Source organism: Microbacterium sp. FG3, assembly GCF_057809335.1.
The window spans coordinates 45,765-70,730 of record NZ_JBMDJT010000006.1; the positions used below are offsets into that span (position 1 = coordinate 45,765).

Genomic DNA, 24,966 nt, shown 5'->3' on the forward strand with positions numbered 1-24,966 from the left:
CTCGAGGCATGACGCCCGATCCCGCCGACGCCGCGGCGATGGCGCGCGCGCTCGCGCTCGCCGCCGAGGCGGCGGCCGCCGGCGAGATCCCCGTCGGGGCCGTCGTCCTCGATGTCGACGGCAGCGTGATCGGCGAGGGGCGCAACCGGCGCGAGGAGCACCACGACCCGTCCGCGCACGCCGAGGTCGTCGCGCTGCGGCAGGCGGCCGAGCACGTCGGATCGTGGAACCTCGAGGGCCGCACGCTCGTCGTCACCCTCGAGCCGTGCCTCATGTGCGCCGGCGCGGTGCTGCAGGCGCGGATCGGCCGACTCGTGTTCGGCGCGTGGGACGACAAGGCGGGCGCGGCCGGATCGATGTACGACGTCGTGCGCGACCGCCGCCTGCCCTACCGCGCCGAGGTCGTCGGCGGCGTGCGCGAGGAGGAGTCGCAGAAGCTGCTGCGCGCCTTCTTCGAGGCCCGCCGCTGATCCGATCAGACCCGCTTCGCGCGGACGCTGGACCACTCGTCGTCGAGGGCGATGTTGCCGTTGAGCGTCCATCCGAACTCGCGCACGCGCGCCCAGATGCTGTCGCGGTTGATGTCGGTGCGATTGCCCTTCGGGTAGCCGATCCACACCGCCCGCGCCGACGCGAGCACCGGCATCACGTCGGCGAGCAGCCGGTCGAGCTCCGCGCGATCCGCCGCGAACAGGACGGCGACGCCGTCGGTGTCGCGCTCGATCCCGTCGACCACGGTGACGCCCTCGGGCAGGGGATCGAGCAGCGCGCGCTGCTCGGCGGTGGCGGGGCCGAACAGCAGCTCGGTGCCCGGCTTGATCTGCAGCTTCTCCGCGACGGTCCTCGACATGACGGGCCTCAGCGCGGCAGCAGCTCCTCGCCCAGGTAGGCGAGGTGGTCGAGGTCGGTCATGTCGATCATCTGGAGGTAGATGCGCTCGGCGCCCAGCTCCTGCAGGCGGCCGACACGGTCGGCGATCTCGGCCGCCGAGCCGCACAGGTTGAAGCCGGCGCGGAACCGCTCGAGGTCCACGCCCGTGTTCGCCGCGCGCCGCGCGACGTCCGCCTCGGTGGCGCCGGCGAGGACCGTCAGCCCCACCGTGCGCTTGAGCGTGGCGGGGTCGCGGTCGATCCGCTCGCACGCCGCGGTGACCCGCGCGAACCGATCGGCGATCACGTCCTCCGGCTGGAACACGATGTTGAACTCCGTCGCGTACCGGGCGGCGAGCGCGGGCGTGCGCGTGGGGCCCGCGCCGCCCACGATGAGCGGCATCGGGCTCTGCACGGGCTTGGGCAGCGCGGGCGAGTCCTCGAGGCGGTAGTGCGCGCCCTCGAACGAGAAGGTCTCGCCGACCGGCGTCGCCCACAGGCCCGTGAGGATCTGCAGCTGCTCCTCGAGCAGGTCGAACCGCTTGGCGGGGAAGGGGATGCCGTACGCGCGGTGCTCGTCCTCGTACCAGCCCGTGCCCAGGCCCAGCTCGAAGCGGCCGCCCGACATCGCGTCGAGCTGAGCGGCCTGGATCGCCAGCAGGCCCGGGTGGCGGTACGTGACGGACGAGACGAGCGTGCCGAGGCGGATCCGCGACGTCTCGCGCGCGAGTCCCGCGATGGTCGTGAGGGCGTCGGTCGGGCCGGGCAGGCCGTCGAAGAAGTCGCCCATCTTCAGGAAGTGGTCCGAGCGGAAGAAGCCGTCGAAGCCGAGGCGCTCGGCCGCCTGCGCGAACGCGAGCTGGGTGTCGTAGTCGGCGCCCTGCTGGGGCTCGGTGAAGACGCAGTACTCCATGCGGCCAGTCTGCCGCACCCGCCACGGGTCGGGCTCGCGGCGTCAGACGCGGTCGGCGAGGATCGCGAGCCGGCGGCCGCCGACCCGGGTGAGGAGGAGCGTGGCCGACTCGTCGCCGCGCAGCGCCAGCTTGCGGCGCAGCGCGGCGGGATCCACGTCGACGCCGCGCTTCTTGATCTCCAGCGTGCCGATCCCGCGCGCCCGCAGCGCCTTGCCGAGGCCCTTCACGTCGGCCGGCAGCGTCTCGCGCACGCGGAAGCTCGACACGAACGGGCTCGTCACGGCCGCGTCGCCGGTGAGGTACGCGATCCCCGGGGCGATCGGCCCCGCGTCGAGCGCGCGGGCGACGTCGCCGACGAGGCGGGCGCGGATGACCGAGCCCTCCGGCTCGTGCACGAAGGCGCCGAGCGGCCGATCCGGCTCGTCCTCGGTGTCGCCGGGGGCGGTGAGCTCGTGCGCGGCGCCGTCGCGCAGCACGAGGGCCGCGCGCCGCACGCCGTCGCGCGCGAGCGCGCCCGACCACAGCACGAGCTCCACCGTGGAGCCGTCGGCGCTGACCCACTGCGCCTCGGCGTCGTCGGGCAGGGCGTCGCGGTCGTGTGCGGGGCCGAGCTTGATGCCCGTCGGCACACGGTCGCCGAGCCCGAAGGCCCAATCCAGCGGCGGCGAGTAGTCGGACGGCGCCACGCGCCTGGTCTCGGCGTGGCCCGCCGTGCGCCGCGCGGGATCGAGCCACGCGGCATCGACCGACGACAGGTCGGCGTCCTCGGCGCGCCCGTGCGTGACGGTGGTGCCCGGCCGGAACGCCGCGAGGTTGTACGCGGCCAGAGCCGCGGTAACCTCGTCGGCGTCGACCGCGGCCACGTCGATCCCCAGCCCGGCGAACGCGAGCGCGTCGCCGCCGATCCCGCATCCGAGGTCCGCCACGCGGCCGATGCCCGCCCGGCGCATCCGCTCGGCGTGGTGGGTCGCGACCGTCAGGCGCGTGGCCTGCTCGAGCCCCGCGCGGGTGAAGAGCATGCGCTCGGCGAGCGCGCCGAACTTCACCGCGCCGCGCTGCCGCAGCCGCACCTGGCCCACCACGGCCGAGACGAGGTCGGGGGAGCGCCCCGCGGCGCGCAGGCGCGACACGGCGCGCGCCACGTCGGCGGCCGTCTCGACGGGATCGAGCGAGTCGAGCAGCGCGAGCCCCTCGCGCGTGAGCAGGGCGTCGAGCTCGGACCGATCCATCCCCTCAGGGTACGGCGACGGGGGTTGGCACTCGCGTTGCGAGAGTGCCAACGGGTCCCTACACTTGGCGTTAGCACTCTCCGCGCGAGAGTGCGAACTCAAGTCTTCTGACAGCACAGGGAAAGAAGAGGTACACCGTGTCGGTTTCCATCAAGCCGCTCGAGGACCGCATCGTCATCAAGCAGGTCGAGGCCGAGCAGACCACTGCCAGCGGTCTGGTCATCCCCGACACCGCCAAGGAGAAGCCCCAGGAGGGCGAGGTCGTGGCCGTGGGCCCCGGCCGCATCGACGACAACGGCAACCGCGTCCCGCTCGACGTCGCCGTCGGCGACCGCGTCCTGTACAGCAAGTACGGCGGCACCGAGGTGAAGTTCGGTGCCGACGAGTACCTCGTGCTCTCGGCCCGCGACGTCCTCGCGGTCGTCGTCCGCTGACACGCAGCTCGCGCGAAGGCCCGGCTCCCGCAAGGGGGTCGGGCCTTCGTCGTTCCCGATCCACGCGCGTCCCCGGATCGGACGTCGTCCCCGGATCGGTCGTGCCGGATCGGACGTCGTCCCCGGATCGGTCGTGCCGGATCGGCGGGAATCGCGCGGCATCTGGCAGGCGTGCGCGCCGGGTGGCCGCCGCGGCGCGAGTAGCCTGATCCGGTGACCGTGCCCGTGCCGCCTCCCGCCCGCATCGTCGATCCGGATCGGGAGCGGGTGCTCGGCACCGGGTACGCCTTCGGGGCCTACCTGCTGTGGGGCTTCCTGCCCCTGTACTTCGTCGCGCTCGCGCCGACCGGCCCGTGGGAGGTCGTCGGCTGGCGGGTGCTGCTCTCGCTCGTCTTCTGCGCCGTGGTGCTGACGATCGCGGGCGGCTGGACGCGCATGCTCGCGGTGCTGCGCAATCGCCGCCTGGCGCTGTGGACCGCGGTGGCCGGCGTGCTCATCTACGTCAACTGGCAGGCGTTCCTCCTGGCCACCCAGACCGGCCATGTCGTCGAGGCCAGCCTGGGCTACTTCATCAACCCGATCGCCACGGTCCTGCTCGCCGTGCTCGTGCTGCACGAGCGGCTGCGCCCGCTGCAGTGGGCTGCCATCGGCATCGCGGTGGTCGCCGTGCTCGTCATCGTGGTGGCGTACGGATCGGTGCCGTGGATCGCCCTGACGCTGACGGCCAGCTTCGGACTGTACGGCCTCGTCAAGAACCGGATCGGCGGCGCCGTGGACGCCGTCAGCGGCCTGGCGCTCGAGACGTTCTGGCTCACGCCGATCGCCATCGTGCAGCTCGTGATCGTGGCGCTCACGACGGGCCTCACCTTCGGCACCGCGGGGCCGGTGCACGCCGTCCTGCTCGCGCTCGCGGGGGTGGCCACCGCCATCCCCCTGCTGCTTTTCGCCTCGGGCGCGCGCCGCGTCACCCTGACGACCGTCGGCCTGCTGCAGTTCATCGCGCCCATCCTGCAGTTCGTCACCGGCGCCTTCCTGCTCGGCGAGCCGATGCCGCCCGAGCGCTGGGCCGGGTTCGCGATCGTGTGGCTCGCGTGCGCGGTGCTCGTGGTCGACATGGTGCGGCAGGGCCGTCGCATCCGCAGGGCACGCGGAAGATAACGATCCGGTGTCGCGGGGCATACTGCTCAGTTATTAAACGTCGCGAAAACATACCGGAAACATCCTCCGGGGTAACGTGCGTGCAACCGTGGGCGATGTGTTCAACCCGAACCCGCGGAAGCCACTTCGAAAGGACATACCCCGATGGTTCGATCCAGGAAGGCGCTGCTCGGCTTCGCCGCGCTCGCGGGCGCGGCGTCGCTCGTGCTCGCAGGCTGCGCGGGCGGCACCGAGGCCGCGCCCGACGACAGCGCCGAGCCCGTGACCCCCGGCGAGGAGCTGACGCTCACGATCGGCACGGCCCTGCCCCAGACCGGCTCGCTCGCGTTCCTCGGCCCGCCCGAGATCGCCGGCGTCGACTACGCCGAGTCGCTCATCAACGAGTACGCCGAGACGACCGGCCTGTCGGTCGAGATCGTGCACGGCGACTCGGGCGACCTCGACAACAAGGCGTACGAGGCCGAGATCCCCCGCCTTCTGAGCGAGGACCCCGCCGCGATCATCGGCGCCGCCTCGTCGGGCGTCTCGCTGCAGTTCATCGACCAGGTCACGGGCGCCGGCGTCATCCAGTTCTCGCCGGCCAACACCTCCGACGCCTTCACGACGTACGACGACAACGGCCTCTACTTCCGCACGGCGCCGTCCGACGTGCTGCAGGGCGAGGTGCACGGCAACTTCGTCGCCGAGCTCGGGCACCAGACGCTCGGCCTCATCGTGCTGAACGACTCGTACGGCACGGGCCTGGCGAAGTACATCACGGAGGCGTTCGAGACCGCGGGCGGCGAGGTCGTCGCGGCCCCGACGTTCAACCCGGGCGACACGTCGTTCGACTCGCAGATCTCCGAGGTGCTGGCGGCCGACCCCGACGCCATCACGGTGATCTCGTTCGACGAGGCGAAGACGATCCTGCCGAGCCTCATCGAGCAGGGCTTCGCCGCGGAGGACGTCTTCCTCGTCGACGGCAACATGGCGTCGTACGAGGCGGACTTCCCCGCCGGCCTGCTCGAGGGCGCGAAGGGCACCTACCCCGGGCCGACCCCGGACCAGGTGCAGGACTTCATCGACGGCCTGGACGGCTTCCTGGAGGAGTCGGGCGGCGAGGCGCTGACCGACTACACGTACGCTCCGGAGTCGTACGACGCGACGATCCTGCTGGCGCTCGCGTCGCTCGCGGCGCAGTCGACCGACTCGGCGGCGATCGCCGAGAAGCTCATCGAGGTCTCGGGCGGATCGGGCGACGGCGAGAAGTGCGACTCGTTCGCGGCCTGCGCCGACATCATCCTCGGCGGCGGCGTGGCGGACTACGACGGCCCGTCGAGCCCGATCACGTTCGACGAGGTCGGAGACCCGACCGAGGGCTTCATCAACATCTACCAGTACGGCCCCGACAACACGTACACCCCGTACGAGGGCTGACGCCCGCACGCGACGAGCCCCGCTCCTCCCCCGAGGGGAGCGGGGCTCCGTCGTGTGCGGCGGGGACCACGTAGCCCGCGCACCTGTGGATGTGTTGGGTTCTGTGGGAATGTGTTGTATCGTCTGTGCATCCGAGGGAGGACGATGTACGCGACGGAGCGCAGGGAGCTGATCGAGCGGGTGCTGCTCGACGAGGCGCGGGTGTCGGTGGCGGGCCTGGCCGAGCGGCTCGGGGTCACCACCGAGACCGTGCGGCGCGACCTGGCCGCGCTCGAGCGGGCGGGCGCACTGCGCCGCGTCCACGGCGGCGCCGTCGCCCCCGACCGCGGCAGCGCGGCCGAGGCGGATCTGCGCGAACGGCAGCGCCGGGGCGCGCCGGCCAAGGCCGCGATCGCGGCGCGGGCGCTCGACGGCCTCGGGCGCGCCTTCACCGGCTCCGTCCTGCTCGACGCCGGCACGACGACCGGCGCGGTGGCGGAGCTGCTGCCGCGGTGGTTCGGCGACGGCGGCGTGCACGTCGTCACCCACTCCGTCGTGCTGGCCGCGGGCCTGACCGCCGCGGGATTCGCCGACCTGACCGCGCTCGGCGGGCGCGTGCGCGGCATCACCGGAGCGGCCGTGGGCGCGAGCACCGTGGCGGCGATCGCCGCGCTGCGGCCCGACGTCGCGCTGATCGGCGCCAACGGGCTCTCCGCGGCTTTCGGGGCGAGCACGCCCGATCCCGAGGAGGCGGACGTGAAGCGGGCGATCATCCGCGCCGCGCGGCGCGCCATCCTGCTCGCCGACGCCTCGAAGTTCGAGGAGGAGTCGCTGCAGCGCTTCGCCCGTTTCGACGAGATCGACGTGCTCGTCACCGACCGGGCGCCCGGGGGCGAGCTGGCGCGGGCCCTCGCCGAGGCGGATGTGGAGGTGTGGACGCCGTGATCGTGACGCTGACGATGAATCCGTCGCTCGATCGCACGGTGGTGCTGGGGGAGCCGCTGCGGCCGAGCGAGGTGCAGCGGGCGGAGGCGGCGCGCGAGGACGCGGGCGGCAAGGGCATGAACGTGGCGCGGATCGTCGCCGCCGCCGGGCGGGACGTCACGGCCGTGCTGCCGCTGGCCGGCGACGATCCGTACCGCGCGCTCGCCGAGACCGCCGCGCCCCCGTCGCTGCGGCTGCGCACCGTGCCGATCGACGCCCGTGTGCGCGCGAACCTCACCCTCACGGACCCCGAGGGCGAGACCACCAAGATCAACCTGCCGGGGCCGGTGCTCGACGAGGCCCGCGCGGATGCCCTGATCGACGCCGTCGTGGAGGCGGCCGACGGTGCCGCCTGGCTGGCGCTGTGCGGCTCGCTGCCTCCCGGCGTGCCCGCCGACTTCTACGTCGACGTGGTCAGGGCGGTGCGCGAGCGCACGGAGCGCCCGCCGCGCATCGCGGTCGACGCGTCGGGCGCGCCGCTGGCGTACGTCGTCGCCCACGCGGCCGTCGACCTGATCAAGCCGAACGAGGACGAGCTGGCCGGGCTGGTGTACGCCCTGGGCGACGCGCGCGGCGAGCTCGGGCCGCGGGAGGGCGCGCAGGTCTATCCGGGGCTGCGCAGCCGGTTCTCGGCCGATCCCGCCGCCGCGGCGGTGGAGCTCGCCGCCCCCGTCGTGCCCGCGCTCGTGCGGTCCGCGCTGATCACGCTCGGCGGCGACGGTGCCGTGCTGATCGACGCCCACGGCGCGTGGGCCGGGCAGCCGCCGCGCACCGAGGTGCGCAGCACGGTGGGCGCCGGCGACAGCGCGCTCGCCGGCTACCTGCTCGCCGATCTGGCGGGGGACGACGCCGCGGGGCGGCTGCGCTCCGCGATCCGGCACGGGTCCGCCACCGCGGCGCTGCCCGGCACGCAGCTCGCCACGCCCGCCGATCTGCCGACGGGGGAGATCCCCGTGCGTCCGGTCGGCTGATCCGGCACCGACATCACCTGCGCGGCACCGCCGCCGCACCCATTCGAGGAGGAGATCGTGTCCACCATCACCCCGCAGCTCGTCAGTCTCGACGAGGATCTCGGGTCCGACAAGCAGAGCGTGCTGCGCGCGCTGTCCGCGCGCTTCGTCGCGCAGGGCCGCGCCACCGACGCCGAGGCCCTGTTCGCCGCCGCGTGGAAGCGCGAGGAGCAGGACGCCACGGGCCTGCCGGGCGGCATCGCCATCCCGCACGCGAAGAGCGCGGTCGTGACCGAGGCGTCGCTCGCGTTCGCGCGGCTGAAGCCCGGCGTGGACTTCGGCGCCGAGGACGAGCCGAGCGACATCGTGTTCATGATCGCGGCGCCCGACACGGCCGCCGAGGAGCATCTGGCCGTGCTCTCGCACCTGGCCCGCAACCTGATGGACGAGGACTTCCTGGCCGCGCTGCGGGCCGCGGGCGACGCGGACGAGGTGGTCGGGATCGTGCGCCGGGCCATCGGCGAGGAGGCGGGCGAGACCGCCGCTCCCGATGCCGCTCCCGATGCCGCTTCCGAGCCGGCGACGCCGGCCGAGGCGCCCGCGGAGGCGGCGCGGGCCGACGGCCTCCTCGTCGAGGGGCGGCCGGCGCGCATCGTCGCCGTCACGGCGTGCGCCACGGGCATCGCGCACACGTACATGGCGGCCGACGCCCTCACCGCGGCCGCGAGGAAGGCCGGCGTCGATTTCCACGTAGAGCCGCAGGGATCGAGCGGCTACGCGGCCATCGACCCTGCGGTGATCGCGGCCGCCGACGCCGTCGTCTTCGCGGTCGACGTCGACGTGCGCGAGCCGCAGCGCTTCGCAGGCAAACCCGTCGTGCGCCGCCCGGTCAAGGCGGGCATCGAGCACCCGGCCGAGCTGCTGGCCCAGGCTGCGCGGGCGGCGGCCGACCCCGCGGCCGAGCGCGTGCCCGGCACGGCCGGCGCGGCGGACGCGGGGGAGGGGCAGCGCCCGGCCGAGTCGCTCGGCGCCCGCATCACGCGCGTGCTGCTGACCGGCGTGTCGTACATGATCCCGTTCGTCGCGGGCGGCGGCCTGCTGATGGCGCTCGGCTTCCTGCTGGGCGGCTACCGGATCAACGAGGTCGCGAACACGATCGCGGTCGAGAACGCGCTGTGGCACCTGCCGGAGGGCGGCCTGCTGCAGTACCTCGGGGCCGTGGCGTTCGCGATCGGCAACATCTCGATGAGCTTCCTCGTACCGGCGCTCGCCGGCTACATCGCCTACGCGCTGGCCGACCGCCCCGGCATCGCGCCCGGCTTCGTCGCCGGTTCGGTGGCGGTGCTGACGAGCGCCGGCTTCATCGGAGGCATCGTGGGAGGCGTGCTCGCGGGACTCGCGGCGATGTGGCTCGGCTCGCTGTCGGTGCCGCGCTGGCTGCGCGGGCTCATGCCGGTGGTGATCATCCCGCTGCTGGGATCGGTCTTCGCGAGCGGCCTGCTGATCCTCTTCCTCGCCGCGCCGATCGCGGCCCTGATGGGCACCCTCACCGACGGCCTCAACGCGCTGGCCGCGTCGGGCCTGCTGCCGCTCGTCGGCGTGATCCTGGGCCTCATGATGTGCTTCGACCTGGGCGGCCCGATCAACAAGGTCGCGTACGCGTTCGCCGTCGCGAGCCTGGGCGACGCGTCGGGCGCCAACCCCGTGCCGTACTACATCATGGCGGCCGTGATGGCGGCGGGCATGGTTCCGCCGCTCATGATGGCGTTCGCCTCCACGGTGCTCGACCGCGGCGGGTTCAGCGCCCCCGAGCGCGAGAACGGCAAGGCGGCGTGGCTGCTCGGCCTGTCGTTCATCTCGGAGGGCGCGATCCCGTTCGCCGCGGCCGACCCGCTGCGCGTGATCCCCGCCTCGATGCTGGGCGGCGCCGTGACGGGCTTCCTCAGCACCCTGCTGCTCGTCGGCTCGCGCGCCCCGCACGGCGGCGTGTTCGTGTTCTTCGCGATCGACCCGCTGTGGGGGTTCGCGATCGCCCTGCTCGCGGGAGTGCTCGTCGGCGGCTTCGCGGTCGTCGCGCTCAAGCGCTACGCGCGCCGGCGGCAGCCCGCGGCCGTGGCGAGCTGACCCGGCACGACGACAGCGGCCCCGCCCTCGATGAGGACGGGGCCGCTTCGGCGTCCGCTGCTGCGGGATCGTCGCGATCCGGCGGGATCAGCGACCCGACTTGTAGTTGGGGGCCTCGACGACGATCTGCACGTCGTGCGGGTGCGACTCCTTGAGGCCCGCGGGCGTGATGCGCACGAACTTGCCGCGCGCCTTCAGCTCGTCGATCGTGCGCGCGCCCACGTAGAACATCGACTGCCGCAGGCCGCCGACCAGCTGGTACGCGACGGCCGAGACGGGGCCGCGATAGGGCACCTGGCCCTCGATGCCCTCGGGGATGAGCTTGTCGTCGCTGGGCACGTCGGCCTGGAAGTAGCGGTCCTTCGAGTACGACGTCTTCTTGCCGCGCGTCTGCATCGCGCCGAGCGATCCCATGCCGCGGTACTGCTTGAACTGCTTGCCGTTCTGGAACACGAGCTCGCCGGGCGACTCGTCGGTCCCGGCCAGCAGCGAGCCCAGCATCACGGTGTCGGCGCCGGCCACGAGGGCCTTGGCGATGTCGCCCGAGTACTGCAGACCGCCGTCCGCGATCACGGGCACGCCGGCGGGGCGCGCGGCCAGCGACGTCTCGTACACGGCGGTGATCTGCGGCACGCCCACGCCCGCGACGACGCGCGTCGTGCAGATCGAGCCGGGGCCCACGCCCACCTTGACGGCGTCCACGCCCGCATCCACGAGCGCCTGGGCGCCCTCGCGCGTGGCGACGTTGCCGCCGATCACGTCGATGTGCGCGAAGCTCGGGTCGGCCTTCAGGCGTGTGACGATGTCGATCACGCCCTGCGACTGGCCGTTGGCGGTGTCGACGACGATGACGTCGACACCCGCGTCGCGCAGCGCCTCGGCGCGCTCCCACGCGTCGCCGAAGAAGCCGATGCCCGCGCCCACGCGCAGGCGGCCCTGGTCGTCCTTGGTGGCCAGCGGGTACTTCTCGCTCTTGTCGAAGTCCTTGATGGTGATCAGGCCCGCGAGCGTGCCGTCCTCGGCGACGAGCGGCAGCTTCTCGACGCGGTGCTTGGCGAACAGCGCCACGACCTCCTCGGAGCTGATGCCGACGTGGCCCGTGACGAGGCCCTCGCTCGTCATGACGTCCTTCACGAGCGTGGTGGGGCGCTCGAAGTCCGAGACGAAGCGCATGTCGCGGTTGGTGACGATGCCGACGAGCTTGCCGGCCTCGTCCACGACGGGCAGGCCCGAGACGCGGTACTTCGCGCAGAGGGCGTTCACGTGCTCGATCGTCGCGTCGGGCGTGGTCGTGATCGGGTCGGTGATCATGCCCGACTCGCTGCGCTTGACGCGGTCGACGGCGGCCGCCTGGTCCTCGATCGACATGTTGCGGTGCAGGATGCCCATGCCGCCCTGGCGCGCGAGCGCGATGGCCATGCGCGACTCGGTGACCGTGTCCATGGCCGCCGACAGCAGCGGCAGATTCACCCGGATGCGCTTGGTGAGCTGCGACGAGGTGTCGGCCTCGCTCGGGATGACGTCGGTGTGCCCCGGCAGGAGCAGCACGTCGTCGTACGTCAGTCCGACGAAGCCGAAGGGGTCGTGGTCGGTCATGCGAAGCCTCTCCTGCGCGATGCGGGATCGGGGCCATCCCGCTGTAGAGAGTCTAAGGCGCGCGATGCTGCGGATATTCCGTCACCGTTCGTCATCGTGCCTGCGCTGGAAACACCGCCGTCATATTAGGGTTCTACCGTCGGACAGCGGCGTCCGGCAGACATCCCGAGCGGGCGCTGGTGCCGGACCCGGAGGATCCATGAATTCCACGACCGTCCCCGCGCGGGGCAGGCGCTTCGGTGCCCTCGTCGCGCTGGCCACGATGCTGGCCGCCTTCCTGGCGCTGCTGCTGGCTCCCGAGCCGGCGCACGCCGCCGACGGCGACCCCTACACCGTGAGCGGCAACGTGCAGCTCGACGGCGAGCCGCTGGAGGGCGTCGAGCTGACGGTCGACGGCCCCGGCGGTGAGCAGGAGGTCGAGACCGACGCGGAGGGCCGCTGGTCGGTGAAGGTGCCGGAGCGGGGCGCCGAGTACACCGTGACCCTCGACGAGTCGACGCTCCCCGAGGGGATCGCGGTGCTCGAGGACGCGGACGGCGACGGCGAGAACAACGTCACGACCTCGGAGATGGGCCAGGGCGGCCGCCTCACGATGAACTTCTTCATCGGCGAGGGCGAGCGCAACACGACGAGCTTCGTCGACCAGCTCGTGCAGCGGCTCTTCATCGGCCTCAACTTCGGTCTCATGCTGGGGCTCGCGGCGGTCGGGCTCTCGCTCGTGTTCGGCACGACGGGCATCTCGAACTTCGCCCACGCCGAGATGGTCACCTTCGGCGCGGTCGCCGCACTGGCCCTCGTCGGGCCGGCGTCGCTCGCGCTGCCGATCTGGGTGGGCATCCCCATCGCGATCGTCCTCAGTGCGCTGCTCGGGTTCGTCCTCGACCTGGCCATCTGGCGTCCGCTGCGGCGCAGGGGCACCGGCGTCGTGCAGCTGATGATCCTGTCGATCGGTCTCTCGCTGGCCCTGCGCTACGTGTTCCAGTACTTCATCGGCGGCGGCACGCAGCAGCTGCCGCCCATGGTGCCCGCGGTGTCGATCCCGCTGTTCGGGGCGATCACGACGACGCTGAACGACCTCGTCTCGATGGCGATCTCGATCGTCGTGATCGTCGCGTTCGCGCTCTGGCTCACCCGCAGCCGGCTGGGCAAGGCCACGCGGGCGATCAGCGACAACCCGTCGCTCGCGGCTGCCTCGGGCATCGACGTCGACCACGTCGTGCGCGTGGTCTGGATCATCGCCGGTGCGCTGGCCGGCCTCGCCGGCATCCTGTACGCCTACTACCGGCCCGGCATCCGCTGGGACATGGGCGCGCAGGTGCTGCTGCTCGTGTTCGCGGCCGTCACCCTCGGCGGTCTCGGCACGGCCTTCGGCGCGCTCGTCGGCGCGCTCATCATCGGCATGCTCGTCGAGGTCTCGAGCCTGTTCATCCCGGCCGACCTGCGGTACGCGGGCGCGCTGGTGGTCCTCATCATCATCCTTCTGGTCCGGCCGCAGGGCATCCTCGGCCGCCGCGAGCGAATCGGATAGGCGCGGCTCATGAACTGGTTGCAGATCTTCGACAACACGCTCTCCTCGATCCTGAGCCCCGCGACGATGGGCTACGCCCTCGCCGCGCTGGGCCTGGCGATGCACTTCGGATACGGCGGGCTCCTCAACATGGGCGTGGCGGGCTTCATGGCCCTCGGCGCCTACGGGTACGCGATCTCGATCCTCACCTTCGGCTTCCCCTGGTGGCTCGCCGCGCTCGTGGGGCTCGCGGCGGCGGCCGTGTTCGCGCTCATCCTGGGCATCCCGACGCTGCGCCTGCGCGGCGACTACCTGGCCATCGCCACGATCGCGGCGGCCGAGGTGCTGCGCCTGCTGTTCCTCACCACGCAGTTCGAGGACGTCACGGGATCGGCCGACGGCCTGGCCGGCTACCACGGCAGCTTCCGCGAGTCGAACCCCATCCCCGAGGGCACGTACGGCTTCGGGCCGTGGACCTACAACGAGACCGGCTGGTGGGTGCGCATCATGGGCCTGCTCACGCTGGCGTTCGCGGTGCTCGTCGTGTGGATGCTCACCCGCAGTCCCTGGGGCCGGGTCATGAAGGGCATCCGCGAGGACGAGGAGGCGATCCGTTCCCTCGGCAAGAACGTGTTCTCGTACAAGATGCAGTCGCTCGTGCTCGGCGGCGTGATCATGGCGGCCGGCGGCGTCGTCTACGCGCTGCCGGCGGCGGTCGCCCCCGGCGTGTACGTGACGTCGCTGACGTTCTTCGTGTGGACCGCGCTGCTGCTCGGCGGCGCCGCCACCGTGTTCGGCCCCGTGCTCGGCTCGCTCATCTTCTGGGTCATCCAGACGTTCCTCGCCAACTTCCTGCCCGCCCTCGTCGACGCCGGCGTGCTGCCGTTCATGTCGTCCACCCAGGCGGGCACGCTGCGGTTCATCCTCGTGGGGGTGGCGCTCATGCTGCTGGTGATCTTCATGCCGCAGGGCATCCTCGGCGACAAGAAGGAGCTGACCTTTGTCCGTTGACAGCACGCCGGGCGAGAACAGCCCGCAGGAGCCGCGGCCGGCGACGGCCCCCGCGCAGCGGCCGAAGACGACGAACCTGCACATCGGCGAGGTCGCGCCCGGCGTGAGGAAGACCGATCCGATCATCGTCGCCGACGGCGTGACGCGCACCTTCGGCGGCCTCACCGCCGTCGACGTGGAGCACCTCGAGATCCCGCGCGGCGTCATCACGGCGCTGATCGGGCCCAACGGCGCCGGCAAGACGACGCTGTTCAACCTGCTCACGGGCTTCGACCGGCCGAACTCGGGCACGTGGTCGTTCGACGGGCGCAACCTCGCCAGGGTGCCGGCGCACAAGGTGGCGCGCATGGGCCTGGTGCGCACGTTCCAGCTCACGAAGGCGCTCGGCCGCCTGAGCGTGATGGACAACATGAAGCTCGGCGCCACGGGTCAGGCGGGCGAGCGCTTCTGGCACAGCCTGATCCCGGCGCTGTGGCGCTCGCAGGACGCGGCGATCGAGCGGCGGGCCGAGGAGCTCCTCGTCAAGTTCAAGCTCGACGCGAAGCGCGACGACCTGGCCGCCGGCCTGTCGGGCGGGCAGAAGAAGCTGCTCGAGATGGCGCGCGCCCTCATGACCGACCCCACGCTCGTCATGCTCGACGAGCCCATGGCGGGCGTGAACCCGGCCCTCACCCAGTCGCTGCTCGACCACATCCTCGACCTCAAGGAGGAGGGGATGACGGTGCTGTTCGTCGAGCACGACATGCACATGGTCCGCCACATCGCCGACTGGGTGATCGTGATGGCCGAGGGCAAGGTCGTGGCCGAGGGCGCCCCCGACGAGGTCATGAAGAACCCCGCCGTGGTCGACGCCTACCTCGGCGCCCACCAGGAGCTGGACCTGGGGGTCGTCACCGGGCGCATCCCCGTCGTGGAGGCCGATCCGACGACGGATGCGGAGGCCTCCGCGCACGTCACGGTCGCGGAGATCGAGGCCGAGGCCGAGAAGGAGGACGAGAAGTGACCGCGGAGCAGACCCCCGTCGTGCTGGTCGACGACGTGCACGCGGGCTACCTGCCCGGCGTGAACATCCTCAACGGCGCGACGCTCACGGCCCACCAGGGCGAGCTGATCGGGATCATCGGACCGAACGGCGCCGGCAAGTCCACGCTGCTGAAGGCGATCTTCGGCCAGGTGAAGATCCGCGGCGGCCGCGTCATGCTCGCGGGAGAGGACATCACGGGGCTGAAGGCCGACAAGCTCGTCGCGAAGGGCGTGGGCTTCATCCCGCAGACGAACAACGTCTTCCCCTCGCTCAGCATCGCCGAGAACCTGCAGATGGGCGCCTACCAGAAGCCGAAGATGTTCGACGAGCGCGTCGACTTCGTCATGAGCATCTTCCCCGACCTCGCGAAGGGCGCCGGGCTGAAGAAGCGGGCCTCGGGCCTGTCCGGCGGCGAGCGGCAGATGGTGGCCATGGGCCGCGCGCTCATGATGGATCCGAAGGTGCTGCTGCTCGACGAGCCCTCCGCCGGCCTCTCGCCGGTCCGGCAGGACGAGGCGTTCATCCGCGTCTCGGAGATCAACAAGGCCGGCGTGACGTGCATCATGGTGGAGCAGAACGCGCGTCGCTGCCTGCAGATCTGCGACCGCGGCTACGTGCTCGACCAGGGCCGCGACGCCTACACCGGCACCGGCCGCGACCTGCTCAGCGACCCGAAGGTCACAGAGCTGTACCTCGGCACCCTCGGCGCCTGAGCCCGCGCTTCCGGGCGGGCGCGGAACGGCGGCGGGTAGGCTGAGCGGGTGAGCATGGAGATCGAGCTGGGCCGCGCCAAGCGCGCTCGTCGGGCGTACTCGTTCGACGACATCGCCGTGGTGCCGTCGCGGCGCACGCGCAACCCCGAGGACGTGTCGACCGCGTGGGCGATCGACGCCTTCCAGTTCGACATCCCGGTGCTCGGCGCCCCGATGGACTCCGTCGTGAGCCCGCGCACCGCGATCATGCTCGGCCAGCTCGGCGCGCTCGGCGTGCTCGACCTCGAGGGGCTGTGGACCCGGTACGAGGATCCGCAGCCGCTGCTCGACGAGATCGCCTCGCTGCCGGATCAGGTGGCCACCAGCCGCATGCAGCAGATGTACGCCGAGCCGATCAAGCCCGAGCTCGTGCGCGCCCGCCTCGAGGAGATCCGCGCGGCCGGCGTGACGGTGGCCGGCTCGCTCACGCCGCAGCGCACGCAGGAGCTGTACGAGACCGTCGTCGCCGCCGGCGTGGACCTCTTCGTCATCCGCGGCACGACCGTCTCGGCCGAGCACGTCTCTAGCGTGGCCGAGCCGCTGAACCTCAAGAAGTTCATCTACGACCTCGACGTGCCGGTCATCGTCGGCGGGGCGAGCACGTACACGGCGGCGCTGCACCTCATGCGCACGGGCGCGGCGGGCGTGCTCGTCGGCTTCGGCGGGGGAGCGGCGTCGACGACCCGCGCGACCCTCGGCATCCACGCGCCCATGGCGACGGCCGTCGCCGACGTCGCCGGCGCGCGCCGCGACTACCTCGACGAGTCGGGCGGGCGCTACGTGCACGTCATCGCCGACGGCGGCGTCGGCACCTCCGGCGACATCGTCAAGGCGCTCGCGATGGGCGCCGACGCGGTCATGCTCGGCGTGGCGCTGGCCCGCGCCACCGATGCGCCCGGCCAGGGCTACCACTGGGGCCCCGAGGCGCACCACCCGAAGCTGCCGCGCGGCCGCCGGGTGCGCGTGGAGCGCATCGCGGCCCTCGAGGAGATCCTGTACGGTCCGGCGCCCGTGGCCGACGGCACCACCAACCTGATCGGCGCGCTGCGCAAGTCCATGGCGACGACGGGGTACTCCGACCTCAAGGAGTTCCAGCGCGTCGACGTGGTCGTCGCGCCGTATTGATGCGGATGACAGACCCGTCGCTGGAGCCGTCGCCGGAGTCGCCGGAGGCTCTGGACTTCCCGCCGACGCTGCGTGAGGTCATGCTGCGGCCCCGCTGGCTCGCGATGCTCGCGCTGTGCCTGGTGGTCGCGGGCGTGTTCGCGTGGCTCGGGCAGTGGCAGCTCTCGAGCGCGATCGACACTGATCCGCCCGAGCCCGGCGCCACGGAGGAGGTCCTCCCGATCGACGACGTCGTCCGGCCGGGCGCGTACCTCGAGGAGCCTCTCGTCGGCCAGCGCGTGGCGGTCGCCGGCGCGTGGGATCCGGATGACTTCCTCCTCGTGTCGTCGCGCTTCAACGACGACGTCGAGGGGTACTGGGTCACCGGCCGCCTGCAGCTCGAGGACGGCTCGTCGCTCGCGGTCGCGATCGGCTGGACCGCCTCGCGCGAGCGTGCCGAGGACGCGGCCGGCGAGCTGGCCGCCCTCGCCGACGCGGGCGAGACCGTCGAGCTGACAGGCCGGATCATCTCCGACGAGGGTCCCGCGGTCGCCACGGGCGACGATCCGTACGAGATGACGCGAATGTCGCCGGCCGCGCTGCTGGGGCAGTGGGGCGAGGTGACGGGCGATGTGTACCGCCCGTACCTGACCTCGGCGGATCCGACCGGTGGCATCGGCGACGCGGGGCTCGAGGCGATCTCGTCGCCGGCGCCGGAGCTGGGCAGCCCGATCAACTGGCTCAACATCTTCTACGCGATCGAGTGGGCCGTGTTCGCGGGCTTCGCGTTCTACCTCTGGTACCGCCTCGCGCGCGACGCGTGGGAGCGCGAGCTCGAGCAGATCGAGGGCGTCGACCCCGACGCGCTCGACGACGAGGACGATCTCTAGCGGCGCCGCTTGTGCCGCCGCTCCGGCGCCGATCGGCGGGCGGCGGAGGCCCAGGCTCGCCCGCCTAGAATGGGTGCATGGCGCAACCCCGGCTCGCTTCGTTCCCCAAAATCCGAGGCGCGCTGCGGTTCTATCAGATCTGCTCGGTGATCACCGGCATCGGCCTGCTGCTGCTCGTCGCCGAGATGATCCTGAAGTACACGCCCCTGCACGTGGAGCTCTTCCTGGGCGGATCAGGCGGCTTCCTCTGGTTCGCCGAGGTACTGCCCAGCGCCGACTGCCTCTGGTACTCGCAGTTCGCGATGGGCGCCGGCGGCTGCGACATCGTCTCCACGGGCGACGGCATCAACCTGTCGCTCGGGATCCTGATCGTGCACGGCTGGTTCTACGTCGTGTACCTGTTCGCCTGCTTCCGCTTGTGGAGCCTGATGCGCTGGGGCTTCGGCCGCTTCCTCATGCTCGCCGGCGGCGGCGTCGTGCCGTTCCTGTCGTTCGTGATGGAGGGCATCGTCGCCCGTGACGTGAAGCGCTACCTCGCCGAGCGCGAGCAGCGTGCTGCCGAGAAGCGCGCGGCCAAGGCCGCCGCGACCGAGGGCGCCACGGCGTCCGCAACCCCCGAGGAGGCCGGCCGATGAGCGCCGACACCGCCCAGCGACCGGTCCTGGTCGTCGACTTCGGCGCGCAGTACGCGCAGCTGATCGCACGCCGCGTGCGCGAGGCCGGCGTCTTCAGCGAGCTCGTGCCGCACACGATCACGCGGGCGGAGGTCGAGGCGAGGAACCCCGTCGCCCTGATCCTCTCCGGCGGGCCGTCGTCGGTCTACGCCGAGGGGGCGCCGAGCTTCGACGCCTCGATCTTCGACCTCGGCATCCCGACCCTCGGCATCTGCTACGGCTTCCAGGTGATGGCGCAGGCCCTCGGCGGCGAGGTCGCCAACACCGGGTTGCGCGAGTACGGCGCGACCGACGCGACCCTCGTCGGCGACGGCGGCGTGCTGCTGGGCGGGCAGCCGGCCGCGCAGAACGTGTGGATGAGCCACGGCGACCAGGTGCGTCAGGCGCCCGAGGGCTTCGAGGTGCTCGCCTCGACCGCCGCGACGCCCGTGGCCGCCTTCGGCAACGCGGACGCCTGCCTCTACGGCGTGCAGTGGCACCCCGAGGTGAAGCACTCCGACTTCGGCCAGAAGGTCATCGAGAACTTCCTGCACAAGGCCGCGGGCCTGCCCGCCGACTGGAACAGCGGCAACGTCATCGAGGAGCAGGTGGCGCGCATCCGCGAGCAGGTCGGATCCGCCCGCGTCATCTCGGCGCTCTCGGGCGGCGTGGACTCCGCGGTCTCGACCGCGCTCGTGCACCGCGCCGTCGGCGACCAGCTCACCGCCGTGTTCGTCGACCACGGGCTGCTGCGCAAGGGCGAGCGCGAGCAGGTGGAGAAGGACTACGTCGAGTCCACGGGCGTGCGGCTCATCACGGTCGACGCCGCCGACACGTTCCTCGGCCACCTCGCGGGCGTGACGGATCCGGAGGAGAAGCGCAAGATCATCGGGCGCGAGTTCATCCGCGCGTTCGAGCAGGTGCAGCGCGACCTCGTGGCCGAGGCGAAGGCCGAGGGCGAGCCGATCCGGTTCCTCGTGCAGGGCACGCTCTACCCGGATGTCGTCGAGTCGGGCGGCGGTGCCGGCACGGCCAACATCAAGAGCCACCACAACGTGGGCGGGCTGCCCGAGGACCTCGACTTCGAGCTCATCGAGCCGCTGCGCACGCTGTTCAAGGACGAGGTCCGGGCGATCGGCCGCGAGCTGGGCATCCCCGAGGCGATCGTCGGCCGCCAGCCGTTCCCCGGCCCGGGCCTGGGCATCCGGATCATCGGCGAGGTCACGCGCGAGCGTCTCGAGATCCTGCGCGAGGCCGACGCCATCGCCCGCGAGGAGCTGACGAAGGCGGGCCTCGACGGCGAGATCTGGCAGTGCCCCGTCGTGCTGCTCGCCGACGTGCGCAGCGTGGGCGTGCAGGGCGATGGCCGCACCTACGGCCATCCGATCGTGCTGCGTCCGGTGTCGAGCGAGGACGCCATGACGGCCGACTGGACGCGCCTGCCGTACGACGTGCTCTCGAAGATCTCCAACCGCATCACGAACGAGGTGAGCGAGGTCAACCGCGTCGTGCTCGACGTGACCTCCAAGCCCCCGGGGACCATCGAGTGGGAGTGACCCTCCCGCGTGGCTGACTCGGCGAGACAGCTACTGTGCGCCGAGACAGCGGCGTGACGACGCTGTCTCGGCGCGGGAAAGCTGTCTCGCGGGAGAGGATGGGGGCGTGAACGATCTCGTGCCGCCGGCCGTGTACCTGCTCGTGGCCGGGCGGGTGGATCCGCGGCTCGACGCCGGGTTCGCCGTCGCCGTGATGCGGCGGGCGCGCGACCTGCGGCGGGCCGGCGGGGAGTCGCTCGTGCTCACGGTCAACGTCGCGACGCGGGACGAGAACGACCGGATCCGGGACGAGTGGGCGCGGCGGGGCCTCATCGACGACGGCCGCGCGTTCCGCAATGTGTACGACGACCTGCGCGCCGACCGGTCCTGGCTGCTCGGGGCCGCGCGGCCGCTGCCGGCACCGGAGTCCGGTTTCGCCGAGAATCTCGTGCGCGACGACGCGGGCGCGCCGCTGGTGGGGCTGCCGGTCGTGACGGGCGACCCCGCCTGGATGCGCAGCGACGCCGCCGTCACCGTGTACGACGATGCGGGGGAGCCCGCCGGCTGGCTGCCGGGCTTCGGCGCGCTGTACCGGGTGTGGCTCAACCGGATGGCGCGCGAGGCGGCGACCGCGACCGGCCTCGTGCCCGTGGTCGTGTGCGAGGCGCGACAGATCGGCGAGGTGCTCGTCGCCGACGCCGCCCCGGCGCTCGACGCCGACCTGCGGATCGTGCACGAGACGCACGCCAACCACACCCTGCCCCCGCACACCTGGGACGCGCCGATGGCCGACGCCTGGGCGAGCTGGCTCGGCACCGCCCACCGATACGACGCCGTCACGTGGCTGACGCCCAGCCAGCGCGCCGACGTGGAGCGGCGCTTCGGGCCGGACGTCGCCCGCTCGTTCGTGGCGCCGCATCCCGCGCCGCCGGTCACGCGCTCGGACGAGCCGCGCGAGCCCGGCCGCGTGGCGATGCTCAACTCGCTGTCGCCGCGCAAGCGCGTCGACCACGCGCTGCGCGCGCTCGCCCTCGTCCGCGCGGACGTGCCGCACGCGCACCTGCACGTGCACGGCGACGGGCCCGAGCGCGAGATGCTGGAGGCGCTCGCGGCGGAGCTCGGCATCGCCGACGCCGTGACGTGGCACGGCTACGACCCCGACCCGCTGCCGGCGCTCGGCCGCGCGCAGGCGCTGCTGCTCACGAGCACGAACGAGGCGCAGGGCCTCGTCGTCGTCGAGGCCCTCGCGCACGGCGTGCCGGTGGTCGCCTACGACATTCCGTACGGCCCGCGCGACATGCTCGCCCACGGCGGCGGCACGGTCGTGCCGGACGGCGACATCCCCGCGCTCGCCGGTGCCCTCCGCGCGATCCTCACGGCGCCGGACCGCGCCGCCCTCGAGGAGGAGGCCTACGCCTCGGCCGCGGCGCAGGGCTTCGAGCCGTCGCTGCGGGCGTTCGGCGACGCCGTGCGCGCCGCGCTGTCGGGCCCGCCGCGGCGCTGAGCGGGATCCGCCGTTCTGCCGTGAGCGGAACGGGCTGTGCGGGCCGCGCGGCGCCGCCTACCGTGTGGACATGGCCGAGCCGATCCCGTTCCCCGCTCCCGACGCCCGCCGCGCCCCGCGGATCGATCCGCTGTGGCGCCATCTGGTGGGGGAGCAGCTGCGCCGCCGACGCCATGAGCGCGGCGAGACGCTCGCCGACGTCGCCGCGCGGGCAGGCGTCTCGGTGCAGTACCTGTCGGAGGTCGAGCGCGGGCTCAAGGAGCCCTCGAGGTGCAGCAGCTGCGCGATGAGCGCGTTGGCCACGCCGGCGTCGATGCCCGTGCCGAGGTAGACGACCCGCTCGCTCAGCAGGTGCGAGTAGACGTCCATGATCCGCTCGCCGCGGGCGTCCCGCGTGATCACGTTGGGGATCGTGTAGCCGCTCATCGGGCGCCCTCCTCGTCGTTGGCGCCGAGATCCGCCCCGAGCCCGAGGGGCCGCCGCCGGCGCGGCATGATGTCGTCGAAGTCGCTCACGATCGCGTCGATGAAGCCGTACTCGAGCGCCTCCTGCGCCGAGTACCAGTGGTCGTGCAGCGAGTCCTCGAACACGCGCTCCACCGGCTGCCCCGTGTCCTCCGCGATCAGGCCCAGCACGGTGTCGCGCATCTGGCGCAGGTCCTCGGCCTGCACCTCCACGTCCACGGCGGTGCCGCCGATGCCCGCCGAGCCCTGGTGCAGCAGCACCTTGGCGTGCGGCAGCGCGCGCCGCTTGCCCCTCGCGCCCGCCGAGAGCAGGAACTGCCCCGCGCTGTAGGCCATGCCCAGGTCGAGCGTCGCCACGTCGCACGGCACGAGCCGCATGATGTCGCGGATCGCGAGCATCGACGGCACGGAGCCGCCGGGGGAGTGGATCCACAGGGCGATGTCGCCGGCCGGGTCCTCGGCCGCCAGCGCCAGCAGCTGCGTGGCGAGCAGGGTGCCGTTGTCGTCGTCGAGCGGACCGTCGAGCACGAGCACGCGGTGGTGATAGAGCTCGCGCCGGGCGTCTGCGGTGAACCGGGGGACGGTGCTGTCTTCTGCCATGTGCCCAGCGTGCGCCGCCCGCGCCGGCCGCGTGCGGGAATCCGCCCCGGGCGGATCAGCCCTCGGCGGATCCCGGAGACGACGCCCGGAGACGACGAAGGCCGCCCCCGAGGGGACGGCCTTCGCGGAGAGCGGCGACTCAGTCGCTGCCGCGCAGGATCGCGATGATGCGCAGGATCTCGATGTACAGCCACACGACGGTGACCATGATGCCGAAGGCGCCCATCCAGCCGTACTTGCGGGGGGCGCCGTTGCGCACGCCCTGCTGGATCATGTCGAAGTCCAGCACGAGCGAGTACGCCGCCATGAAGACGACGAGGATGCCGATGATGAGGCCGAGCGGGATGCCCATGAACTCAGCCGAGCGCAGGCCCCACGGGTCGGTGTTCACGCCGGTCCACATCAGCACGACGTTGAGCAGCGAGAAGACGAGGTAGCCGATCATCGCGATCATGAAGATCTTCGTCGCCTTCGCCGACGCGCGGATGCGGCCGCTGGCGAAGAGCGCCAGGGTCACACCGATCACGGAGACGGTGGCGAGCGTCGCCTGGAAGACGATGCCCGGCCAGATGGCTTCGAAGAACGTCGAGATGCCGCCGACGAAGAGGCCCTCGAACGCGGCGTACGCGAAGATGAGCGGGGCGCTGGGCTGCTTCTTGAACGAGTTGACGAGTCCGAGCACGAAGCCGCCGAGCGCGCCCACGATCCACGGCACGAAGCTCACGGCGCCGACGGCCTGCGGGTTGAGGCTGCCGCCGAGCGTCCACACCCAGCCGATGGCGGCGAACACGAGCATCGCGCCGAAGAGCACGACCGTCTTGATGACGGTGTCCTCGACGGTCATGCGTCCGGTCTCGAGCGAGCCGGCGGTGGGGGAGGCGTACGCGCCCTCCATACGGGCCTGGGCGGCGGCGTCCACGCCCATGTGCGAGAACTGCCCGGCCTGCACGGCGCCGGCGTTCGGCTGCTGCTGCGCCACGGGCGGCTGCAGGGGCGTTCCGTAACCGCCCTGCCGCGACTGCGGCGCCTGGAAGACGGGGTTGTTGAATCCGGGGCTGGCCATGATCGGTCACACTCCAAGGTCTCGTTCGGCGCCGGCCGCGGCGCCCTCCTTCCACAGTAATGGCGATCCCTATGGCGCGCCTGGGGCTTCGGGGATTTCGCCCACGGCGCAACGGGCTTCGGGGGTTTTCCCCACCGCGCGCTTCTCCGCGGCGCCCGCGCGCGGAAGCGCCCGGATTAGCCTGGGGACCATGTCGCCTCGTCCGCCGCTCGTCGTCGCGCACCGCGGCGCGTCCGGCTACCGGCCCGAGCACTCGCCGTCGGCGTACGAGCTGGCGTTCGAGATGGGCTGCGACGCCGTCGAGCCCGACGTCGTCGCCACGCGCGACGGCGTGCTCGTGGTGCGGCACGAGAACGAGATCTCGGGCACCACCGACGTGGCGGACCGCCCCGAGTTCGCGGATCGCCGCACCACGAAGACGGTGGACGGCGCGCGGCTGACGGGCTGGTTCACCGAGGACTTCACGTGGGAGGAGCTGGCGGCGCTGCGGTGCCGGGAGCGCATCCCGCAGCTGCGCCCCGCGAGCGCGAGCTTCGACGACACGCAGCCGATGCTGCGCCTCACCGACCTGCTCGAGCTGACCGCCCGCGCCTCGCTCGCGCACGGCCGGGAGATCGCGGTCGTGCTCGAGGTGAAGCACGCCACGTACTTCGCCTCCGTCGGGCTCGACCTCGTGCCGCTCATCCTCCGCGACCTGCGCGCCGCGGGCTGGGACGACGGGCGCCGGCCGCTCGTGGTGGAGTCGTTCGAATCCACGGTGCTCACGCGCCTGCGCGAGGCCGGGCTCACGGCGTCGTTCGTCTACCTGCTCGAGGCGAAGGGCAGCCCGGCCGACCTCGTCGCGGCGCACGGCGCGGACGCGCCGACGTACGCGGCGACGGCACGCCCGGAGGGACTGGACCGCCTGGTGGGGCGGGTGGACGGCATCAGCGTGGACAAGAGGATGATCCTCGCGCCGGACCGGCGCGGGCGCGCCACGGGGCCCTCGTCCGTCGTCGCCGACGCGCACGCGCGCGGTCTGCGCGTGTACACGTGGACCTGCCGACCGGAGAACGCGTTCCTCGTGGGCGAGTTCCGCTCCGGCGGGGGGAAGGCGGCGTTCGGCGACTACGAGGCCGAGTGGCGGATCATCCGCGACAGCGGTGTCGACGGCGTCTTCGTCGACCACACGGATCTCGGCGTCGCGTTCTTCCGCTGATCCGCGCG

General features: G+C 72.4%; 24 protein-coding genes and 1 pseudogene. 18 read left to right on the forward strand and 7 right to left on the reverse strand.

Annotation, left to right across the window (positions count from 1 at the left end):
- Positions 1-8 precede the first annotated feature (8 nt).
- A complete protein-coding gene (gene tadA, locus ACODR5_RS03540; RefSeq protein WP_460815859.1) occupies positions 9-470 on the forward strand; it encodes a tRNA adenosine(34) deaminase TadA in 462 nt (153 codons plus the stop codon).
- A 5-nt stretch (positions 471-475) separates the two neighbouring features.
- Here tadA and ACODR5_RS03545 read toward each other — a convergent pair whose 3' ends face one another.
- From ACODR5_RS03545 to ACODR5_RS03555, 3 genes are read right to left on the reverse strand one after another with little or no spacing between them, the layout of a single operon-like run.
- Positions 476-850: a DUF3052 family protein gene (locus ACODR5_RS03545; protein WP_460815860.1), complete on the reverse strand. Its 375-nt coding sequence runs from the start codon at positions 848-850 to the stop codon at positions 476-478.
- An 8-nt stretch (positions 851-858) separates the two neighbouring features.
- Complete coding sequence (locus ACODR5_RS03550; protein WP_460815862.1) at positions 859-1,782, reverse strand: LLM class F420-dependent oxidoreductase; 924 nt, start codon at positions 1,780-1,782, stop codon at positions 859-861.
- Positions 1,783-1,824: 42 nt separating this feature from the next.
- Positions 1,825-3,012 (reverse strand): class I SAM-dependent methyltransferase, encoded by a 1,188-nt coding sequence (locus ACODR5_RS03555; RefSeq protein ID WP_488982753.1) that lies wholly within the window; start codon positions 3,010-3,012, stop codon positions 1,825-1,827.
- Between the two features lie 137 nt (positions 3,013-3,149).
- Here ACODR5_RS03555 and groES point away from each other — a divergent pair, with 137 nt between their 5' ends.
- From groES to ACODR5_RS03585, 6 genes are all read left to right on the forward strand, one after another.
- Entirely contained in the window at positions 3,150-3,446 is a 297-nt protein-coding gene (groES, locus tag ACODR5_RS03560; RefSeq protein WP_039394204.1) for a co-chaperone GroES, read from the forward strand.
- A 213-nt stretch (positions 3,447-3,659) separates the two neighbouring features.
- Positions 3,660-4,604, forward strand: a complete 945-nt coding sequence (gene rarD / locus ACODR5_RS03565) for an EamA family transporter RarD (RefSeq protein ID WP_449853498.1) — start codon at positions 3,660-3,662, stop codon at positions 4,602-4,604.
- Between the two features lie 144 nt (positions 4,605-4,748).
- Entirely contained in the window at positions 4,749-6,020 is a 1,272-nt protein-coding gene (locus ACODR5_RS03570; RefSeq protein ID WP_449853497.1) for an ABC transporter substrate-binding protein, read from the forward strand.
- Between the two features lie 144 nt (positions 6,021-6,164).
- A complete protein-coding gene (locus ACODR5_RS03575; protein ID WP_460815866.1) occupies positions 6,165-6,944 on the forward strand; it encodes a DeoR/GlpR family DNA-binding transcription regulator in 780 nt (259 codons plus the stop codon).
- Positions 6,932-7,954: a 1-phosphofructokinase family hexose kinase gene (locus ACODR5_RS03580; protein WP_460815867.1), complete on the forward strand. Its 1,023-nt coding sequence runs from the start codon at positions 6,932-6,934 to the stop codon at positions 7,952-7,954. Before ACODR5_RS03575 ends, ACODR5_RS03580 begins: the two co-directional genes overlap by 13 nt.
- Positions 7,955-8,008: 54 nt before the next feature.
- Positions 8,009-10,057: a PTS fructose transporter subunit IIABC gene (locus ACODR5_RS03585; protein ID WP_488982785.1), complete on the forward strand. Its 2,049-nt coding sequence runs from the start codon at positions 8,009-8,011 to the stop codon at positions 10,055-10,057.
- An 87-nt stretch (positions 10,058-10,144) separates the two neighbouring features.
- On the opposite strand, the gene guaB is transcribed toward ACODR5_RS03585, so the two are convergent.
- Positions 10,145-11,653 (reverse strand): IMP dehydrogenase, encoded by a 1,509-nt coding sequence (guaB, locus tag ACODR5_RS03590; protein WP_488982754.1) that lies wholly within the window; start codon positions 11,651-11,653, stop codon positions 10,145-10,147.
- 199 nt (positions 11,654-11,852) lie between these two features.
- On the opposite strand from guaB, the gene ACODR5_RS03595 reads away from it, so the two are divergent.
- From ACODR5_RS03595 to ACODR5_RS03640, 10 genes are all read left to right on the forward strand, one after another.
- Positions 11,853-13,181, forward strand: a complete 1,329-nt coding sequence (locus ACODR5_RS03595) for a branched-chain amino acid ABC transporter permease (protein WP_488982755.1) — start codon at positions 11,853-11,855, stop codon at positions 13,179-13,181.
- A gap of 9 nt (positions 13,182-13,190) precedes the next feature.
- Positions 13,191-14,171: a branched-chain amino acid ABC transporter permease gene (locus tag ACODR5_RS03600; protein WP_449853494.1), complete on the forward strand. Its 981-nt coding sequence runs from the start codon at positions 13,191-13,193 to the stop codon at positions 14,169-14,171.
- The gene (locus tag ACODR5_RS03605) at positions 14,161-15,174 is read left to right on the forward strand and encodes an ABC transporter ATP-binding protein (protein ID WP_488982756.1); all 1,014 of its coding nucleotides are present in this window, start codon (positions 14,161-14,163) and stop codon (positions 15,172-15,174) included. The genes ACODR5_RS03600 and ACODR5_RS03605 overlap by 11 nt, the downstream gene beginning before the upstream one ends.
- Positions 15,171-15,908 (forward strand): ABC transporter ATP-binding protein, encoded by a 738-nt coding sequence (locus ACODR5_RS03610; protein ID WP_449853493.1) that lies wholly within the window; start codon positions 15,171-15,173, stop codon positions 15,906-15,908. Before ACODR5_RS03605 ends, ACODR5_RS03610 begins: the two co-directional genes overlap by 4 nt.
- A gap of 54 nt (positions 15,909-15,962) precedes the next feature.
- Positions 15,963-17,072: a GuaB3 family IMP dehydrogenase-related protein gene (locus ACODR5_RS03615; protein ID WP_449853571.1), complete on the forward strand. Its 1,110-nt coding sequence runs from the start codon at positions 15,963-15,965 to the stop codon at positions 17,070-17,072.
- Between the two features lie 5 nt (positions 17,073-17,077).
- Positions 17,078-17,941, forward strand: a complete 864-nt coding sequence (locus ACODR5_RS03620; RefSeq protein ID WP_488982757.1) for an SURF1 family protein — start codon at positions 17,078-17,080, stop codon at positions 17,939-17,941.
- 77 nt (positions 17,942-18,018) lie between these two features.
- Positions 18,019-18,576, forward strand: a complete 558-nt coding sequence (locus tag ACODR5_RS03625; RefSeq protein WP_460815874.1) for a DUF3817 domain-containing protein — start codon at positions 18,019-18,021, stop codon at positions 18,574-18,576.
- Positions 18,573-20,150, forward strand: a complete 1,578-nt coding sequence (guaA, locus tag ACODR5_RS03630; protein WP_488982758.1) for a glutamine-hydrolyzing GMP synthase — start codon at positions 18,573-18,575, stop codon at positions 20,148-20,150. The genes ACODR5_RS03625 and guaA overlap by 4 nt, the downstream gene beginning before the upstream one ends.
- A 106-nt stretch (positions 20,151-20,256) precedes the next feature.
- Entirely contained in the window at positions 20,257-21,633 is a 1,377-nt protein-coding gene (locus ACODR5_RS03635; protein WP_488982759.1) for a glycosyltransferase, read from the forward strand.
- A 70-nt stretch (positions 21,634-21,703) separates the two neighbouring features.
- Complete coding sequence (locus ACODR5_RS03640) at positions 21,704-21,964, forward strand: helix-turn-helix domain-containing protein (protein WP_488982786.1); 261 nt, start codon at positions 21,704-21,706, stop codon at positions 21,962-21,964.
- On the opposite strand, the pseudogene ACODR5_RS03645 reads toward ACODR5_RS03640, so the two are convergent.
- The 3 genes and pseudogenes from ACODR5_RS03645 to ACODR5_RS03655 all read right to left on the reverse strand — a co-directional run.
- Positions 21,886-22,059 (reverse strand): annotated as a pseudogene (locus ACODR5_RS03645) (ClpP family protease); the annotation flags it as partial. The gene ACODR5_RS03640 and the pseudogene ACODR5_RS03645 sit on opposite strands and share 79 nt — an antisense overlap.
- Entirely contained in the window at positions 22,056-22,697 is a 642-nt protein-coding gene (locus tag ACODR5_RS03650; protein WP_488982760.1) for a ClpP family protease, read from the reverse strand. The gene ACODR5_RS03650 and the pseudogene ACODR5_RS03645, both read right to left, overlap by 4 nt.
- A gap of 139 nt (positions 22,698-22,836) precedes the next feature.
- Positions 22,837-23,760: a Bax inhibitor-1/YccA family protein gene (locus ACODR5_RS03655; RefSeq protein ID WP_488982761.1), complete on the reverse strand. Its 924-nt coding sequence runs from the start codon at positions 23,758-23,760 to the stop codon at positions 22,837-22,839.
- Between the two features lie 190 nt (positions 23,761-23,950).
- Here ACODR5_RS03655 and ACODR5_RS03660 point away from each other — a divergent pair, with 190 nt between their 5' ends.
- Positions 23,951-24,958, forward strand: coding sequence for a glycerophosphodiester phosphodiesterase family protein (locus ACODR5_RS03660; RefSeq protein WP_488982762.1), 1,008 nt, complete (start codon positions 23,951-23,953; stop codon positions 24,956-24,958).
- Positions 24,959-24,966: the final 8 nt, after the last annotated feature.

Bases quoted from the DNA above. Each gene is read 5' to 3' on its own strand.
- guaA (WP_488982758.1), top strand. From the start codon at position 18,573: ATGAGCGCCGACACCGCCCAGCGACCGGTCCTGGTCGTCGACTTCGGC.
- ACODR5_RS03625 (WP_460815874.1), top strand. From the start codon at position 18,019: ATGGCGCAACCCCGGCTCGCTTCGTTCCCCAAAATCCGAGGCGCGCTG.
- ACODR5_RS03555 (WP_488982753.1), bottom strand. From the start codon at position 3,012: ATGGATCGGTCCGAGCTCGACGCCCTGCTCACGCGCGAGGGGCTCGCG.
- tadA (WP_460815859.1), top strand. From the start codon at position 9: ATGACGCCCGATCCCGCCGACGCCGCGGCGATGGCGCGCGCGCTCGCG.
- ACODR5_RS03660 (WP_488982762.1), top strand. From the start codon at position 23,951: ATGTCGCCTCGTCCGCCGCTCGTCGTCGCGCACCGCGGCGCGTCCGGC.
- ACODR5_RS03575 (WP_460815866.1), top strand. From the start codon at position 6,165: ATGTACGCGACGGAGCGCAGGGAGCTGATCGAGCGGGTGCTGCTCGAC.
- guaB (WP_488982754.1), bottom strand. From the start codon at position 11,653: ATGACCGACCACGACCCCTTCGGCTTCGTCGGACTGACGTACGACGAC.
- ACODR5_RS03570 (WP_449853497.1), top strand. From the start codon at position 4,749: ATGGTTCGATCCAGGAAGGCGCTGCTCGGCTTCGCCGCGCTCGCGGGC.
- ACODR5_RS03615 (WP_449853571.1), top strand. From the start codon at position 15,963: ATGGAGATCGAGCTGGGCCGCGCCAAGCGCGCTCGTCGGGCGTACTCG.
- ACODR5_RS03550 (WP_460815862.1), bottom strand. From the start codon at position 1,782: ATGGAGTACTGCGTCTTCACCGAGCCCCAGCAGGGCGCCGACTACGAC.
- ACODR5_RS03655 (WP_488982761.1), bottom strand. From the start codon at position 23,760: ATGGCCAGCCCCGGATTCAACAACCCCGTCTTCCAGGCGCCGCAGTCG.
- ACODR5_RS03620 (WP_488982757.1), top strand. From the start codon at position 17,078: ATGACAGACCCGTCGCTGGAGCCGTCGCCGGAGTCGCCGGAGGCTCTG.
- ACODR5_RS03600 (WP_449853494.1), top strand. From the start codon at position 13,191: ATGAACTGGTTGCAGATCTTCGACAACACGCTCTCCTCGATCCTGAGC.
- ACODR5_RS03650 (WP_488982760.1), bottom strand. From the start codon at position 22,697: ATGGCAGAAGACAGCACCGTCCCCCGGTTCACCGCAGACGCCCGGCGC.
- ACODR5_RS03545 (WP_460815860.1), bottom strand. From the start codon at position 850: ATGTCGAGGACCGTCGCGGAGAAGCTGCAGATCAAGCCGGGCACCGAG.
- ACODR5_RS03595 (WP_488982755.1), top strand. From the start codon at position 11,853: ATGAATTCCACGACCGTCCCCGCGCGGGGCAGGCGCTTCGGTGCCCTC.
- ACODR5_RS03640 (WP_488982786.1), top strand. From the start codon at position 21,704: ATGGCCGAGCCGATCCCGTTCCCCGCTCCCGACGCCCGCCGCGCCCCG.